Annotated in this window: 13 protein-coding genes; 10 read left to right on the plus strand and 3 right to left on the minus strand. The window is 59.7% G+C overall.

What is annotated here, in order from left to right; translation table 11 throughout:
• Nucleotides 1-70: 70 nt before the first annotated feature.
• A complete protein-coding gene (ahpC, locus tag DA373_RS07065; protein ID WP_107851619.1) occupies nucleotides 71-637 on the minus strand; it encodes an alkyl hydroperoxide reductase subunit C in 567 nt (188 codons plus the stop codon).
• Between the two features lie 857 nt (nucleotides 638-1,494).
• Between ahpC and DA373_RS07070 the strand changes: the two genes are divergently transcribed.
• The 5 genes from DA373_RS07070 (at nucleotide 1,495) to DA373_RS07090 (ending at nucleotide 8,447) form a co-directional block, all read left to right on the plus strand.
• The gene (locus tag DA373_RS07070; RefSeq protein ID WP_107851620.1) at nucleotides 1,495-3,093 is read left to right on the plus strand and encodes an isocitrate lyase; all 1,599 of its coding nucleotides are present in this window, start codon (nucleotides 1,495-1,497) and stop codon (nucleotides 3,091-3,093) included.
• Between the two features lie 145 nt (nucleotides 3,094-3,238).
• Nucleotides 3,239-4,405, plus strand: coding sequence for a thiamine pyrophosphate-dependent dehydrogenase E1 component subunit alpha (locus tag DA373_RS07075; RefSeq protein WP_107851621.1), 1,167 nt, complete (start codon nucleotides 3,239-3,241; stop codon nucleotides 4,403-4,405).
• The gene (locus DA373_RS07080) at nucleotides 4,402-5,379 is read left to right on the plus strand and encodes an alpha-ketoacid dehydrogenase subunit beta (RefSeq protein WP_107851622.1); all 978 of its coding nucleotides are present in this window, start codon (nucleotides 4,402-4,404) and stop codon (nucleotides 5,377-5,379) included. The genes DA373_RS07075 and DA373_RS07080 overlap by 4 nt, the downstream gene beginning before the upstream one ends.
• Nucleotides 5,380-5,388: 9 nt before the next feature.
• Complete coding sequence (locus tag DA373_RS07085; RefSeq protein WP_107851623.1) at nucleotides 5,389-6,615, plus strand: 2-oxo acid dehydrogenase subunit E2; 1,227 nt, start codon at nucleotides 5,389-5,391, stop codon at nucleotides 6,613-6,615.
• 8 nt (nucleotides 6,616-6,623) lie between these two features.
• A complete protein-coding gene (locus DA373_RS07090) occupies nucleotides 6,624-8,447 on the plus strand; it encodes a serine/threonine protein kinase (protein ID WP_107851624.1) in 1,824 nt (607 codons plus the stop codon).
• On the opposite strand, the gene DA373_RS07095 is transcribed toward DA373_RS07090, so the two are convergent.
• Together DA373_RS07095 and DA373_RS07100 are read right to left on the minus strand one after the other, a co-directional pair.
• Nucleotides 8,411-8,998, minus strand: coding sequence for an acyl carrier protein phosphodiesterase (locus DA373_RS07095; RefSeq protein WP_107851625.1), 588 nt, complete (start codon nucleotides 8,996-8,998; stop codon nucleotides 8,411-8,413). The two genes, DA373_RS07090 and DA373_RS07095, sit on opposite strands and share 37 nt — an antisense overlap.
• Nucleotides 8,999-9,511 (minus strand): CBS domain-containing protein, encoded by a 513-nt coding sequence (locus tag DA373_RS07100; RefSeq protein WP_107851626.1) that lies wholly within the window; start codon nucleotides 9,509-9,511, stop codon nucleotides 8,999-9,001.
• Between the two features lie 184 nt (nucleotides 9,512-9,695).
• Between DA373_RS07100 and queA the strand changes: the two genes are divergently transcribed.
• The 5 genes from queA (at nucleotide 9,696) to secF (ending at nucleotide 15,269) form a co-directional block, all read left to right on the plus strand.
• Nucleotides 9,696-10,757 carry a tRNA preQ1(34) S-adenosylmethionine ribosyltransferase-isomerase QueA gene (queA, locus tag DA373_RS07105; protein WP_107851627.1) on the plus strand — a complete coding sequence of 354 codons (1,062 nt, stop codon included), beginning with the start codon at nucleotides 9,696-9,698 and terminating at the stop codon, nucleotides 10,755-10,757.
• A gap of 171 nt (nucleotides 10,758-10,928) precedes the next feature.
• The gene (tgt, locus tag DA373_RS07110) at nucleotides 10,929-12,071 is read left to right on the plus strand and encodes a tRNA guanosine(34) transglycosylase Tgt (protein ID WP_107851628.1); all 1,143 of its coding nucleotides are present in this window, start codon (nucleotides 10,929-10,931) and stop codon (nucleotides 12,069-12,071) included.
• Nucleotides 12,072-12,104: 33 nt separating this feature from the next.
• Entirely contained in the window at nucleotides 12,105-12,434 is a 330-nt protein-coding gene (gene yajC / locus DA373_RS07115) for a preprotein translocase subunit YajC (RefSeq protein ID WP_107851629.1), read from the plus strand.
• A gap of 24 nt (nucleotides 12,435-12,458) precedes the next feature.
• Nucleotides 12,459-14,312, plus strand: coding sequence for a protein translocase subunit SecD (secD, locus tag DA373_RS07120; RefSeq protein WP_107851630.1), 1,854 nt, complete (start codon nucleotides 12,459-12,461; stop codon nucleotides 14,310-14,312).
• 12 nt (nucleotides 14,313-14,324) lie between these two features.
• Nucleotides 14,325-15,269, plus strand: coding sequence for a protein translocase subunit SecF (secF, locus tag DA373_RS07125; protein WP_107851631.1), 945 nt, complete (start codon nucleotides 14,325-14,327; stop codon nucleotides 15,267-15,269).
• Nucleotides 15,270-15,312 lie beyond the last annotated feature (43 nt).

The raw sequence follows: 15,312 nt of genomic DNA on the forward strand, positions 1-15,312 counted from the left end.
GTACAAAAAACCCGGCCCGCCGACCGGATAGGGAGGTTATCGCGGCGGGCCGGGGAAGTGCGTTCAGATCTTAGATTTTGCCAACCAGATCCAGAGACGGGGCCAGGGTGGCTTCGCCTTCCTGCCACTTGGCGGGGCAGACTTCACCCGGATGGGCAGCCACATACTGGGCGGCCTTGATCTTGCGCACCAGATCGGAGGCGTCACGGCCAATGCCTTCGGCGGTGATTTCCATGGCCTGGATCACGCCCTGGGGATCGATGATAAAGGTGGCGCGGTCGGCCAGGCCCTGACCTTCGCGCATCACGCCAAAGTTGTTGGTGATGGTGCCGGTCTGATCGCCCACCATGTAGTAGTTGATCTTGCCGATGGTCTCGGAGCTGTCGTGCCAGGCCTTGTGAGTGAAGTGGGTGTCGGTAGACACGGAATACACTTCCACACCCATGCTCTGCAGCGCTTCGTAGTGATCGGCCAGATCACCCAGCTCGGTGGGGCACACAAAGGTGAAGTCGGCGGGGTAGAAGAACACCACGGACCACTTGCCCTTGAGATCGGCCTCGGTCACCTGCACGAAGTCGCCCTTGTAGTAGGCCTGGGCGGTAAAGGGTTTGATTTCGGTATTGATGGAAACAGCCATGAATAGCTCCTTTGGGTTGTCGGTAAATGTGTGTCTCGAACGCCGTTCATACTAGGGTCTGTCTTTTGTTAGTTAAAATCATTTATTTCTACTTTATTGATTGGTTTTATCAATCAGTTGGATCCGAAAACACTCATCCACCAGAAAAAAATTTCTGCCGTTGTCAGTCACTCATGCTGCCTTTTCCACCCTGCCGAATAGGGGAGCCTCAGGGTCCGATGGCACAGTGGGGCAGCAAACCTGAACATGACAAAACAACGACACCAGCGAGGAAATCACGGTAAGGGGATGTTGGGTTTCATGATTTTTTTTTGCGTTCGCAAAAAAATCTGCCCGAGAGCGCAGTGCCCGATGAGGCCGCTTCTGAGCTTTGCTGGTGCAGGTCTTTCGGGCTGGCCCAATAAAAACACAAAGATTGGACTTAACTTTAATCTATATCGGTTTTTTGATTTTATTTTACGTAATTAAATTACATTTATGGCGTTTTAAGCGTGTTTTTGATCCTGGTAAATGTGGCTTTTTTCAATGGGGTGAAAGGGGTAATGCTTTGGTCTAAGGCCGGCGAGGGAATGTGATGCATGTTGTGTTTTAGTTAAATTGGATCTTGATCGAACCGGTTTTTTTGCGCAACGTAATAGCCACACCGCAACACGAAAGGAAAAGCGGCAACTGTTCGGTAAAACCACTTTGCTGTAACAAGCCAAACAAACGGAAACGAGCTGCAGTGCAGCTTTAAACATAAAAACAACAAAGTACTGCCAAGCCAGCCGAACGGCGGTGTCAACGCTGGTTTGACAGGGATGTGTAACGGTTTGAGACACACGATTGCTCAACAACAACAAGACAGGACTGGAACCATGCCATACGCCAACGAGATCGATACCCTGACCACGCTGCTCAAGCAGAACCCGACCTGGGGTGCCATTAAACCCGAACATGCTGCCCGCATGCGCGTGCAGAACCAATTCAAGACCGGCCTCGATATCGCCAGATACACCGCCAAAATCATGCGCGAAGACATGGCCGCCTACGATGCCGACCCGGCGCAGTACACCCAGTCTCTGGGCTGCTGGCATGGCTTTATCGGTCAGCAGAAGCTGATTTCCATCAAGAAGCACTTTGGCAGCACCAAGCGCCGTTACCTCTATTTGTCCGGCTGGATGGTGGCCGCGCTGCGCTCCGAGTTCGGTCCGCTGCCGGATCAGTCCATGCACGAGAAAACCTCGGTACCCGGCCTGATTGAAGAGCTGTATACCTTCCTGCGTCAGGCCGACTCCTGGGAGCTGAACCACCTGTTCCGTGCCCTGGAAGATGCTCAGCAGGCCGGTGACACCGCCAAGGCCAGGGAAATTGAAGCTCAAATCGACAATCACGAAACTCACATTGTGCCGATCGTGGCCGACATCGATGCCGGTTTTGGTAACGCCGAAGCCACCTACCTGCTGGCCAAAAAGATGATTGAAGCCGGTGCCTGCTGTATTCAGCTGGAAAACCAGGTATCCGACGAGAAGCAGTGTGGCCACCAGGACGGTAAAGTGACCGTGCCTCATGCCGACTTCCTGGCCAAGATCAACGCCGTGCGTCTGGCCTTCCTCGAGCTGGGGGTGGATGACGGTGTGATTGTGGCCCGTACCGACTCTCTGGGTGCCGGTCTGACCAAGCAGATTGCCGTGACCAGTGAGCCGGGGGATCTGGGCGACCAGTACAACAGCTTCCTTGACGGCGACTACATCAACAGCGCCGACGAAATCGACAACGGCGATGTGGTGATCAAGTCCAACGGCAAGCTGAAAAAGGTCAAGCGTCTGGCGTCGGGCCTGTTCCAGTTCAAGGCCGGCTCCGGTGAAGACCGGGTGGTGCTGGACTGCATCACCAGCCTGCAGCACGGTGCCGACCTGCTGTGGATTGAAACCGAGAAGCCCCATATCGGCCAGATCAAGGGCATGGTGGACCGCATTCGCGCCGTGGTGCCCGATGCCAAGCTGGTGTACAACAACAGCCCGTCCTTCAACTGGACCCTGAACTTCCGTCAGCAGGTGTTTGATGCCTGGGCCGCCGAAGGCAAGGATGTGTCCGGCTACGATCGGGATCGCCTGATGAGCGCCGACTACGACGCCACCGAGCTGGCCCGGCTGGCCGACGAGAAGGTGCGTACCTTCCAGGCCGATGCCGCCCGGGAAGCCGGCATTTTCCACCACCTGATCACCCTGCCGACCTACCACACCGCGGCCCTGTCTACCGACAACCTGGCCAAGGGCTACTTCGGTGACGAAGGCATGCTGGCCTATGTGGCGGGGGTACAGCGTCAGGAAATTCGTCAGGGCATTGCCACCGTCAAGCACCAGGACATGGCCGGCTCCAACATCGGTGACGATCACAAGGAATTCTTTGCCGGTGAAGCCGCCCTCAAGGCCGGTGGCAAGGACAACACCATGGGTCAGTTCGAAAATATCTGAGTCTCTGAGTCGTCCATAACAATAACATTGCAAGGTCCATCTCGTTTTTGGCAGCCCGTGAGGCTGCCTTTTTTCGTTTTGGGCTCAACCCGGGCCGCTCGACTAGACTTAGCCTCGAGGTTCCAGTCTGGACTGTGAGGGCGGCATGACCAATCCCAATAACGCCACCATTACCCTGGTGCACCGGGCCCGGTTCGTGGACGGCCACGGCCTGACCATTCCCACCTTTCGGCTGTTAAAGGACGACGGCCACCTTTACGCCGATGCCACGGCACCGGAGCTCGACAAGAAGCAGGCCCTGGCCATGTATCGCAGCATGGTGACCACCCGCTTGCTGGATGAGCGCATGCTGGCGGCGCAGCGCCAGGGGCGCATCAGCTTTTATCTGCAAAGCCTGGGGGAAGAGGCCCAGGCGGTGGCCAGTGCCGCAGCGCTGGCACCGGAAGACATGATCCTGGCCCAGTACCGGGAGCAGGGCGCCCTGCTGCACCGGGGCTTTACCCTGGATCAGTTTATGAACCAGCTGTTTTCCAACGAAGACGATCTGGGCAAGGGCCGGCAGATGCCGGTGCACTACGGCTGCCGAGAGCTTAACTTTATGACCATTTCCTCGCCTCTGGCCACCCAAATTCCCCAGGCCGCCGGCTACGCCTATGGCCAGCGGCTGGCCGGCGATGACGCCATTACCCTGTGCTATTTCGGAGAAGGGGCGGCCTCGGAAGGGGACTTTCATGCCGGGGTGAACATGGCGGCAGTGCTGAAAGCGCCGGTCATCTTCTTTTGTCGCAACAACGGCTATGCCATCTCCACCCCGGCCAGCGAGCAGTTTGTGGGCGATGGTATTGCCAGCCGCGCCGTGGGCTATGGCATTCGTACCCTGCGGGTGGACGGTGCCGATGCCCTGGCGGTGTATGAGGCCACGCGCCAGGCCCGGCAGCTGATGCTGGAAGATCCCCAGCCGGTGTTGATTGAAGCCATGTCTTACCGGCTGGGGGCGCATTCGTCCTCGGATGATCCCAGTGGCTACCGCTCGCAGCAGGAAGAGGAGCGCTGGCGCAAGCGGGATCCCATCGGTCGCTACCGGTTGTGGCTGCAGCATCGCGGCTGGCTCAATGAAGACGAGGATCGCCGGCAGCATGATGCCCTGCGCCGGCAGATACTGGAGGCCCTGAAACAGGCCGAAAAAAAGCCAAAACCGACTCTTGAGAGCCTGGTGGAGGATGTGTACGCGGCGGTGCCAGTCCACCTGCAGCGCCAGCTGGAAAGGCTGAAAAAGCAGGATGGGGCCAGCCGGAAAAGGGAGCGCTCATGAAACAGATGAACCTGTTGCAGGCGGTCAATCACGCCCTGGATCTGGCCATGGAAAGAGAGCAGGAAGTATTGTGCTTTGGTGAGGACGTGGGCCACTTTGGTGGCGTGTTCCGGGCCACCAGCGGGCTGCAGGACAAATACGGCGAAGACCGCTGTTTCAATACGCCGCTGACCGAACAGGGCATTATCGGTTTTGCCAATGGCCTGGCGGCAAAGGGACTGAAGCCGGTGGCGGAAATTCAGTTTGCCGATTACATCTTTCCCGCCTTTGATCAGCTGGTGAATGAAACCGCCAAGTTCCGCTACCGCTCCGGCAACCAGTTCAATGTGGGTGGCCTGGTGGTGCGGGCGCCTTACGGTGGTGGCATTGCCGGCGGCCATTATCACAGTCAGTCGCCGGAAGCCTATTTTGTGCATACCCCCGGATTGCGGGTGCTGGTGCCCCGCGGCCCGGTGCAGGCCAAGGGGCTGTTGCTGGCGGCCATCGACTGTCCGGATCCGGTGATCTTCTTTGAGCCCAAGCGGCTGTACCGGGCGGCGGTGGCCGAGGTGGACGAAGGCTATTATCAGCTGCCCCTGGACAAGGCCGAGGTGGTGCGGGAAGGCTCGGATATTACTCTGCTGGGGTGGGGCGCCCAGATGGAGTATCTGCAAAAAGCGGCGGAAATGGCGGAAAAAGAGGGCGTTTCCTGCGAAGTGATCGATCTGCAAAGCCTGCTGCCCTGGGATGAAGACACAGTGGTGGCCTCGGTGCTGAAAACCGGACGGCTGCTGGTCAGCCACGAGGCGCCGCTCACCTGTGGTGTGGGAGCGGAGATCGCCGCCACCGTGCAGGCGCGCTGCTTTTTGTATCTGGAAAGTCCCATCGCCCGGGTATGCGGGCCGGATACGCCCTTTCCGCTGGCGCTGGAAAAAGTATATATGCCCGATCAGCACAGAATTTTCGATGCCATTAACGCCACCGTGAACTTTTAGGAGTGCGCCATGAAAAAGGACTTTCTGCTGCCGGATATCGGCGAGGGCATAGTGGAATGCGAGCTGGTGGAGTGGCTGGTGGCCGAGGGCGATCGGGTGGAGGAAGATCAGGCCATCTGCGATGTAATGACCGACAAGGCGCTGGTGCAGATACCGGCGGTGGATGCCGGCATCATCACTCGCCTGTATGTAAAAAAGGGGGACATGGCCCGAGTGGATGCGCCCCTGTTTGAAATGGCGCTGGCGAAGGAAGACGAAAACGAAAAAAATGCCGGCGCTGAGCCAACATCCGAAGTGATACCGGAGCCGGAACCAAAACCCGAGCCAAAACCGGAGCCGAAGCCAGCAGTGACATTCACACCGGCAGCCAGTACCGGCCAGCGCGCCGTGGCCAGCCCCGCGGTGCGCCGGCTGGCCCGGGAGCACAATGTGGATCTGATGCAGGTGCCCGGCTCCGGCGACAAGGGCCGGATCTACAAGGAAGACGTGGAAGCCTGGCTCAGGGCACGAAAAACATCTTCGGCAAGGCAGGAATCGGCCTGGCGGGAGCCGGTAACGGGGGTGCGTGCCGCCATGGCCCGGCACATGACCGAGAGTCTCACCGTTCCCCGCTTTACCTACTGCGAGGAGTTTTGTCTGGATGAGCTGGTGGCGCTCAAACACCGGCTGGCGCCCGAGTTTGAACAGGAAGGGGTAAAACTGACCCTGTTGCCGTTTTTTATCAAGGCGCTGTCCCTGGCGTTGTCGGACTATCCGCTGCCGGGCGCTCATCTGGAAGACGAAGGGCATACCCTGGTGTATGAAGACGGTCACCACGTAGGGGTGGCGGTGGACACGCCCGCCGGCCTGCTGGTGCCGGTGCTGCACCATTGTGAAGACAAGTCGTTGCTGACCCTGGCGCAGGAGCTGGCCCGGCTGACCGAGGCGGCCCGGGCCGGCCGGCTGACTCAGGCCGAGCTCGGCGGGGCCGGCATCACCCTGTCCAATATCGGCGTGCTGGGGGGCACAGTGTCCACCCCCATCGTCACGCCGCCGCAACTGGCCATTGCCGCTCTGGGGCGGCTGCAGCGGTTGCCCCGCTTTGACGAGCAGGATGCCGTGGTGGCCCGGCACATCATGACGGTGTGCTGGTCAGCGGATCACCGGGTGATCGACGGCGCCAGCCTGGCCCGCTTTAACCGCTGCTGGCAGAGTTATCTGGAGCAGCCAGGTCGCATGCTGGCCCGGCTGCACTGACACCGGCCATGGATGCGCTGGGCAACTTCTATATTCCCGAAGAGCAGTCCATCTACCTGCTCAGTGCCAATGATGCGCAAAAACTGAAAGACTGGATTGCCCTGTGCATTACCGAGCTGGAAAAGCTCGGTTACCGCCATATCAGTCTGGTGGGCAAGGGGGTTTACGGCTTTACCTTTGCCGGCACCGGCGAAAATGGTGAGCAGGTGGCGTTCAAGTTTTCCCGACTCGACCTGCCCGAGGCGGTGCGGGAACGGCTGGCCGATGAGGCCTATATGCTGTCCTGCGTACAGCATCCGCTGGTGCCTAAGTACCTGGCCTATGCCCTGCGCGGCCGTCAGGGCATATTGCTGATGAGCCGGGCGCCGGGAGAAGATCTGGAGCACTACAGTCTGCGCCAGGGCCGGCTCTCTGCCCGGGAAGTCATCGATATTGCCGCCCAGCTGGCGGACATACTGCAGGCATTGCGTGAGCATACTCAGGGCGGCGAGCCGGCCCCCGTGGTGCACGGCGATATCAAGCCGTCGAACATCATGTATGAGCCTGAAAGCGGGCGCATCAGCCTGGTGGACTGGGGCTCGTCGGTGTTTGCCCAGCTGGACGCCGCAGGCAACTGGACAGGGCCTCAGGGGCTGGCGCTGCTGTCGGGAGATCTGCAGCAGTCCAATGCCCGTATGGGGGATGTGTATTTTATCGGCCCGGAGCAGCTGGCCGGGGCGCTTTCGAGCCCCCGCTTTGACGAGCAGGGCGTGGCCGGCACCCTCTATGCCCTGGCCTCGGGCCAGGCCTGCCGCTTTGGCCGCAGGGTCATACCCGCCACCAGCCTGGGGCTGCCGAAAGAGTTTGCCCGGTTGCTGGATGCCCTGCTCGATGACGACCCCGACCATCGCCGCCGGGCCGGGGATTACTGGCTGAAGGCCATGCCCCGGCTCAGGCAACTGGTGCTGCCCGAGCTGCCGCTGTTTGACGACAGTCCGCAGTTACCGGTGTGGCCCGGCAGTGGCGGGCGGGATATCGATACCGTGGTGTATTCCTCGCGCAAGTCGTTTTTGCGCGAGCACAGCGAGCAGGAAGGCATTCATCAGGTGGCCGACGCCCAGCTGGAGCGTTACTACAAACAATATCTCGAAGGCATGGGCGAGACCGAAAAGGCCTTTGTGGCGGCAGTGAGCCGGCTGGGGCGCTATCCGGTGATGGGGGGGCTGGCCATTCACTGGCGCGAACAGGGCGTGGACATCGACTCCAGCCTTAATCTGTACGATGACAGCCTGCTGCCGGCCTTTGCCGTGGCGATCAACAACGTGGTGACCCTGGCCCGGGCCATTACCAAAACCGGCGTGTTCAAGGCCTGCCTGTTCAATGCCCGCAATACCCTGCATCTGAGTCGCAGCGGCCCTGGCCAGCCCTTTGTGCCGCCAGCCGGTATGGTTATTCCCTACCGGCTGGCGGACCGGCCCGATACCGTCGCTGATCGTCAACCCCATTCCTATTTTGAAGACGGCCGGGATCCGGATGAACAACTGGTGCTGCCCGCGGAGATCATGGCGGTGATCGCCAGACTGAATCACATTCATCACAGCGGCTGCATCATTTTTGAAGTGACGCCCGAGCATCTGAAACTGCACAGTTACTACCGGCTGCTGGACGCCGCCGCCGAGGCCGGGTTCGCCGCCCTGCTGGCGCAAATTGTCGAGCATATTCCGCTGATCACCGATCAGGGGGTGGGCGGCTTTATGAAACTGCCCTGCAAGAACACCCGCTTTTTTACTCACCAGCCGGTGCAACCCGACTGCTTTTACCCCGCGAACCCCCGGGCCTGGCGCAAAACGTAGTGCTGCAACTCGGGATAAAAAACCAGAAAAGCCTGTTCAAAGCCGGTGTAATGCTTCTCCAGCAGTGGCCGGCAGTAAGGCAGGGGCGTGGGCCGTTTAAAGCGCCGGTCGATACGGGTGAGGGCAGTGATAATGCCGTCAAACTCCCGGTAGTGCAGCAGCAGCCCGCTTTGCTGCATGCGGGTGACCAGCAGCACCATGGCCTCGGGCCAGTGCCGGTCTGGCTGAAGTTCGGCATGAGCCTGCTGCACAAAAGTCTCGAGGGGCAGGGGATGAAAGCGCGGCCAGTGCCGGGCCAGACAGTGATCGAACATCATGTCGGTAATAATGCCGCCAAAGCGGCGAAAGGGGGGCGGCAGGGCGCGCACTCTGGCCGCATGCAGCGGGTGGGCGTCGGTAAAGCTGTCGATACGCCGGTGCAGCACAATGCCGGTTTGCAGCCGCTGCGGCAGAGTCGTATCCACTGTGCCCCGGGCATATTCTCCCAGCAGGGCGCCGGCCAGGCTGGTGTTGCTGATGTCGGCCAGGTGCAGATGAGCCAGGTAATTCATTCAGCGAGGGGAATCATCCCGGTACTCAAATTCATCGGACTCGGCCTGCAGCTCGTCGATTTCGCTGGCGTCGGGTTCGTCGTCCTGCTCGTCCAGCTGATTGTCGAGCACTTCCAGCAGGTGAATGGCCACCGCCACAAAGTCGCTGTCGGTAACAATGCCCACCAGTTTGCCCTTGTCCACCACCGGCAGACAGCCGTACTTGTGCTTTTGCAGATACAGGGCCGCCTCGCGAATGCCGGCTCGAGGGCTGACCGTGGTGACCCCGGTTTTCATGATTTCCGACAGCCTGTGCTGCTCCAGAAACTGGCCGTTTCGGCCCCGCTCCAGGCTGGACTCCTGAGCGGCCAGAATGTCCCGCTGGCTGATCAGTCCCACCAGTTGTTCATGCTCCAGCACCGGCAGGTGGCGAATATGATGGCGCTGCATCAGGGTGCGGGCTTCGGCCAGGGTGGCGGAAGGAGGCAGCCCCAGAACGCGGGATGACATTATTTCGGAAACAATGGCCGGCATGATGGTTCTCCTCTTTTTATATCAAGATAGCCCAACAGAGTGTGCCAGTAACCTGAGCGGGATCATGCTTGTGGCCACAATTGCGCATTTTCCCCGTCCACGGGTAAATTGCTTCAACATCGAATTGCCTTGATCCCTCGAGGGGCCCTCACTAGACTAGCGCTCGTCCGACACAGAGGTAGTTATGCAGGTCCAAGATTTTTCCTTTGAGCTTCCCGATGAGCTCATTGCCCGTCACCCCATGCCCGAACGTACCGCCAGCCGGTTGCTGCAGCTGGACGGTAATTCCGGAAACCTGGTTCACGGCCGTTTTGGCGACATACTGGACCTGATCAATCCCGGCGATCTGCTGGTGTTCAACAATACCAGAGTCATTCCGGCCCGGCTGTTTGGCCGCAAGGCCAGCGGTGGCAAGCTGGAAGTGCTGGTGGAGCGCATGCTTGACGACAAGCGGGTGCTGGCCCATGTGCGTGCTTCCAAGGCGCCGAAGCGGGGTACCGAGCTTGTTCTCGAGCCCGACGTTCGCGCCACCATGGTGGCCCGTCACGACGCCCTGTTTGAAATTGAATTCCACGACGACCGTACCGTGCTGGAGATCCTGGAGGCGGTGGGCCATATGCCGCTGCCGCCCTATATCGACCGGCCCGACACCGACGCCGACAAGGAACGCTACCAGACCGTTTACAACGCAAAGCCCGGCGCCGTGGCGGCGCCCACCGCCGGTCTGCACTTCGATGAGCCGCTGCTGAACGCCATTCGCGCCAAGGGGGCGGAACTTGCCTTTATTACCCTGCATGTGGGCGCGGGCACCTTTCAGCCGGTGCGGGTCGACAACGTGCTCGAGCACAAGATGCACGCCGAGTACATCGAAGTGCCCCCCGAGGTGGTAGAGCAGATCGACGCCACCCGCGCTCGGGGCGGCCGGGTGATCGCAGTGGGCACCACCTCGGTGCGCTCCCTGGAAAGCGCCGCCCAGGCCAGCCTGGCCAAAGGCGAGCCACTGGCGCCCTTCTATGGCGATACCGACATCTTTATCTACCCCGGCTACCGTTTTCAGCTGGTGGACGCCATGGTGACCAACTTTCACCTGCCGGAGTCGACCCTGATTATGCTGGTCAGCGCCTTTGCCGGCCGGGATCATATTATGGAAGCCTACCGGACGGCGGTGGCCGAGCGTTACCGTTTCTTCAGTTACGGCGATGCCATGTTTATTACTCGACAGCAGGGAATGGGGACTGGGGAATAGGGACTGGTTAAGGGGTTTGTAGGCCCCACTTTAGTGGGGCGAAGTGGCAGCCGCCAACGGTATTGCCCGAATAAATTCGGGCCTACAGACACCCATAACTAATCCTGGCTCCCTAGTCCCCAATCCCTGATATTAAAGGTCGGACTGTTTCTCCGGCCAGTGAGGTAAAGAATGAAATTTGAACTGGATACCACAGACGGACGCGCCCGCCGTGGCCGGCTGATCTTTGACCGGGGCGTGGTGGAAACCCCGGCCTTTATGCCGGTGGGCACCTATGGCACCGTCAAGGGCATGACCCCGGAAGAAGTGGCCGCCACCGGCGCCCATATTCTGCTGGGCAATACCTTTCACCTGTGGATCCGTCCCGGGCAGGACGTGATGAAGCTGCACGGCGATCTGCACGACTTTATGAACTGGCAGGGGCCCATCCTCACCGACTCCGGTGGTTTTCAGGTGTTCAGCTTAGGGGACATTCGCAAGATCACCGAAGAAGGCGTGCATTTCCGCAATCCGGTCAACGGCGACAAGATCTTCCTGTCGCCGGAAGTGTCCATGGAAATTCAGTTCGATCTGGGCTCCGACATCGTGATGATCATGGACGAGTGCACCCCGTATCCGGCCACCTGGGAAGAAGCCAAGAAGTCCATGGAAATGTCCCTGCGCTGGGCAAAGCGTTCCCGGGATCATTTCGACAAGCAGGGCAACAAAAATGCCCTGTTCGGCATTATCCAGGGCAGTGTTTACGAAGATCTGCGGGATCAGTCCCTCGAGGGCCTGCTCGAGATCGGCTTTGACGGCTATGCCGTGGGCGGGCTGGCGGTGGGTGAGCCCAAGCACGAGATGCACAAGGTGCTGGAGCACACCTGTCCGAAAATTCCCGAAGACAAGCCCCGTTACCTGATGGGCGTGGGCAAGCCGGAAGATCTGGTGGAAGGGGTGCGCCGGGGCATCGACATGTTCGACTGCGTCATGCCTACCCGCAACGCCCGCAACGGTCACCTGTTCACCACCGACGGTGTGGTCAAGATCCGCAACGCCAAACACAAGACCGATACCGGTCCGCTGGATGCCGACTGCGATTGCTACACCTGTAAAAATTATTCCCGCGCCTACCTGTACCATCTCGACAAGTGCAACGAGATCCTGGGTGCGCGTTTAAACACCATTCACAACCTGCGTTTCTATCAGCGGGTGATGGAAGGTTTACGCGGCGCCATTGAGCAGGGTAAATTAGATGACTTTGTGGCAGAGTTCTATCGCCGGCAGGGCAAGCCCGTGCCGCCGCTGGACCAGCCTGAGCAAGCAGGCGCATAACGGTTTTTAACCATCAACGAGGAAACTGCAAGAATGGATATTATCTCCAACGCTTACGCCCAGGGTGGCGGTGCCGCCGGTGGCGGTATGGAAATGATCATCATGCTGGTCGTGTTCGGCCTGATCTTCTACTTCATGATCTTCCGTCCCCAGTCCAAGCGGGTCAAAGAGCACAAGAACCTGATGTCCTCCCTGAGCAAGGGCGACGAAGTACTGACCAACGGTGGTCTGGTGGGCAAGATTGCCAAAATCTCCGCCGAAAACGACTATGTGGTACTGAGCCTGAGCGAGCAAAACCAGGTGACCATCAAGAAGGACTTCATCACTGCCGTCCTGCCCAAGGGCTCCATTCAGTCCCTCTAATTCTTTCCTGTCGAGGAGCACAGCGTGTTAAATCGATATCCGCTGTGGAAATACTTGATGGTGGTCCTGGTGATCACCATCAGTTTTCTTTATGCAGCACCCAACCTGTTTGGTGAAGACCCGGCACTTCAGGTGTCCGGCAGCCGCGGTACCCAGGTTTCTTCCGACATCCTGGTCAAGGCCCAGCAAAGCCTGACTCAGGCCGGCATCGATGTAAAAAGCGCCGCCCTGGAAAACGACCAGCTTCTTATTCGTTTTCGTAATACCGATGATCAGCTCAGAGGCAAGGACCTGGTTGCCGATGCCCTGGGCGACAATTATGTCACCGCGCTTAACCTGGCACCGTCCACCCCTGCCTGGCTGGAAGCCATCGGCGCCGGGCCGCTCAAGCTGGGGCTGGATCTGCGGGGTGGTGTGCACTTCCTGATGGAAGTGGACATGGACGAGGCCCTGAACCGGGTGCAGGAGCAGACGGTACAGGACTTTCGTACTGAACTGCGTCAGGAGCGCCTGCGCTATTCCGGTGTGCTCAACCGTGATGGCGGCACTCTGGTGATGTTCCGTGATGAAGGCACCCGGGACAAGGCCATCAGTCACCTGCGCCAAAAGAACCCGGATCTGGTGTTTACCACGCAGGACAATGGCGACAGCTTTGGTCTGCTGGCGGTGATGAGCGAGCAGCGGCTGAAGGAAGTGAAGGAATATGCCCTGCAGCAGAACATCACCATTATCCGTAACCGGGTGAATGAACTGGGTGTGGCCGAGCCGCTGGTACAGCGTCAGGGTGCCGACCGCATCGTGGTGCAGCTGCCGGGCATTCAGGACACCGCCCGCGCCAAGGAAATTCTGGGTGCCACCGCTACCCTGGAATTCCGTCTGGTGGACGAGCGCGCCGATGCCGCCGCAGCGGCCGCAGGCCGGGTACCGCCGGGCTCCGAGCTGTTTACCGATCGCAGCGGCCGTGCCGTGGTGCTGCAAAAGCGGGTGATCCTCACCGGTGAACATATCGTTGATGCCAACTCCGGCATGGACGAGTTCAGCCGCCCGCAGGTGAACATCAGCCTGGACGCCCCCGGTGGCAGCCGCATGGCCGACTTCACCAAGGACAATGTGGGCCGTGCCATGGCCACGGTGTTCACCGAATACAAGCCCGGTGACGAGCCCGGTGCCGATGGCAAGCCGACCCTGCGCAAGGAGCAGGAAGTGATCAACGTGGCCACCATTCAGTCCCGGCTGGGCCGCAGCTTCCGTATTACCGGTATCGACTCCATGGCCGAGGCCCAGAATCTGGCCCTGCTGCTGCGGGCCGGCGCCCTGATTGCGCCCATTCAGATCGTGGAAGAGCGCACCATAGGTCCGAGCCTGGGCCAGCAGAACGTGGAAAACGGCCTGATGGCCATGATCTACGGTCTGCTGGCGGTGGTGCTGTTTATGAGCATCTACTACCGCAAGTTTGGTCTGGTGGCCAATCTGGCGCTGCTGGCCAATCTGGTGATCATTATCGGGGTCATGTCCATGGTGCCGGGGGCAACCATGACCCTGCCGGGCATCGCCGGTATCGTGCTCACCATCGGCATGTCGGTGGATGCCAACGTGCTGATCTTTGAACGTATTCGCGAGGAATTGCGGGACGGTCGCAGCATTCAGCAGGCCATTCACATGGGCTATGAAAAGGCCTTTGGCACCATTACCGATGCCAATATCACCACCTTTATTACCGCCATCATTCTGTTCGCGGTCGGCACCGGTCCCATCAAGGGCTTTGCCGTGACCCTGATGATCGGCATTCTGGCCTCCATGTTTACCGCCATTGTCGGTACCCGGGCCCTGGTCAACCTGCTCTGGGGCGGCAAGCGCCTCAAGAAGCTGTCGATATGAGGAGACTGAGCGATGTTTGAGATCCTCAAGACCAAAGAGCCGCTGCCCTTTATGCGTTTTTCAAAGGGCGCGACCGTGCTGTCGCTGGTGCTGATTGGCCTGTGCTTTTTCAGCCTGGCCACCCGGGGGCTGAACTGGGGCCTGGACTTTACCGGCGGCACCGTCGTGGAAGTGGCCTTTGAACAGGCGGTGGAACTGGACGGCGTGCGCGAGCAGCTGGACGGCGCCGGCCTGAGTGGGGCCACCGTGCAGCACTTCGGCACCAGCCGGGATCTGCTCATTCGCATGCCGCCCCAGGAAGGCGCCAATGTGCAAGAGCAGGGTGACGCCGTGCTGGCCGCTATGCAGCAGCTGTCGGCGGACGCCGAAATGAAACGGCTGGAGTTCGTCGGCCCGTCCATCGGCAAGGAGTTGGCGGAGCAGGGCGGTCTGGCCATTCTGGTGGCGCTGCTGTGTATTCTTTTTTATGTCGGCGTACGCTTTGAATGGCGACTGGCATCCGGCGCCGTGCTGTCCCTGGCCCACGATGTGATCATCACCCTGGGGGTGTTTTCCTGGCTGCAAATCGAGGTGGATCTCACCATAGTGGCGGCTTTGCTCACCGTGGTGGGTTATTCCCTCAATGACACCATAGTGGTGTTTGACCGGGTGCGGGAAAACTTTCGCCGGGTGCGCGAGGCCACCACGGCCCGGGTATTTGACGAGGCCATTACCGATACCCTGAGCCGGACCCTGATCACCTCGGCCACAACCCTGGTGGTGGTGGTGGCGCTGTTCCTCAAGGGCGGCGCGCTGATCCACGGATTTGCCACCGCACTGCTGCTGGGCATCGGTTTTGGTACCTATTCCTCCATCTATATCGCCAGTGCCTGGGCCATGATGCTCGGGGTAAAGCGGGAGCACATGCTGCCGCCGCCGGTGGAAAAGGAAGGAGCGGATCAGGAATCCCTGATGTAAGCACCGTCATACAGAAAAGAAGCCTTCGGGCTTCTTTTTCTTT

Origin of the sequence: Oceanimonas marisflavi (assembly GCF_003049725.1) — a bacterium.
Lineage (GTDB): Bacteria > Pseudomonadota > Gammaproteobacteria > Enterobacterales > Aeromonadaceae > Oceanimonas > Oceanimonas marisflavi.

Bases quoted from the DNA above. Each gene is read 5' to 3' on its own strand.
- DA373_RS07085 (WP_107851623.1), top strand. From the start codon at position 5,389: ATGAAAAAGGACTTTCTGCTGCCGGATATCGGCGAGGGCATAGTGGAA.
- ahpC (WP_107851619.1), bottom strand. From the start codon at position 637: ATGGCTGTTTCCATCAATACCGAAATCAAACCCTTTACCGCCCAGGCC.
- queA (WP_107851627.1), top strand. From the start codon at position 9,696: ATGCAGGTCCAAGATTTTTCCTTTGAGCTTCCCGATGAGCTCATTGCC.
- secF (WP_107851631.1), top strand. From the start codon at position 14,325: ATGTTTGAGATCCTCAAGACCAAAGAGCCGCTGCCCTTTATGCGTTTT.
- DA373_RS07090 (WP_107851624.1), top strand. From the start codon at position 6,624: ATGGATGCGCTGGGCAACTTCTATATTCCCGAAGAGCAGTCCATCTAC.
- tgt (WP_107851628.1), top strand. From the start codon at position 10,929: ATGAAATTTGAACTGGATACCACAGACGGACGCGCCCGCCGTGGCCGG.
- DA373_RS07070 (WP_107851620.1), top strand. From the start codon at position 1,495: ATGCCATACGCCAACGAGATCGATACCCTGACCACGCTGCTCAAGCAG.
- DA373_RS07100 (WP_107851626.1), bottom strand. From the start codon at position 9,511: ATGCCGGCCATTGTTTCCGAAATAATGTCATCCCGCGTTCTGGGGCTG.
- DA373_RS07095 (WP_107851625.1), bottom strand. From the start codon at position 8,998: ATGAATTACCTGGCTCATCTGCACCTGGCCGACATCAGCAACACCAGC.
- DA373_RS07075 (WP_107851621.1), top strand. From the start codon at position 3,239: ATGACCAATCCCAATAACGCCACCATTACCCTGGTGCACCGGGCCCGG.
- yajC (WP_107851629.1), top strand. From the start codon at position 12,105: ATGGATATTATCTCCAACGCTTACGCCCAGGGTGGCGGTGCCGCCGGT.
- DA373_RS07080 (WP_107851622.1), top strand. From the start codon at position 4,402: ATGAAACAGATGAACCTGTTGCAGGCGGTCAATCACGCCCTGGATCTG.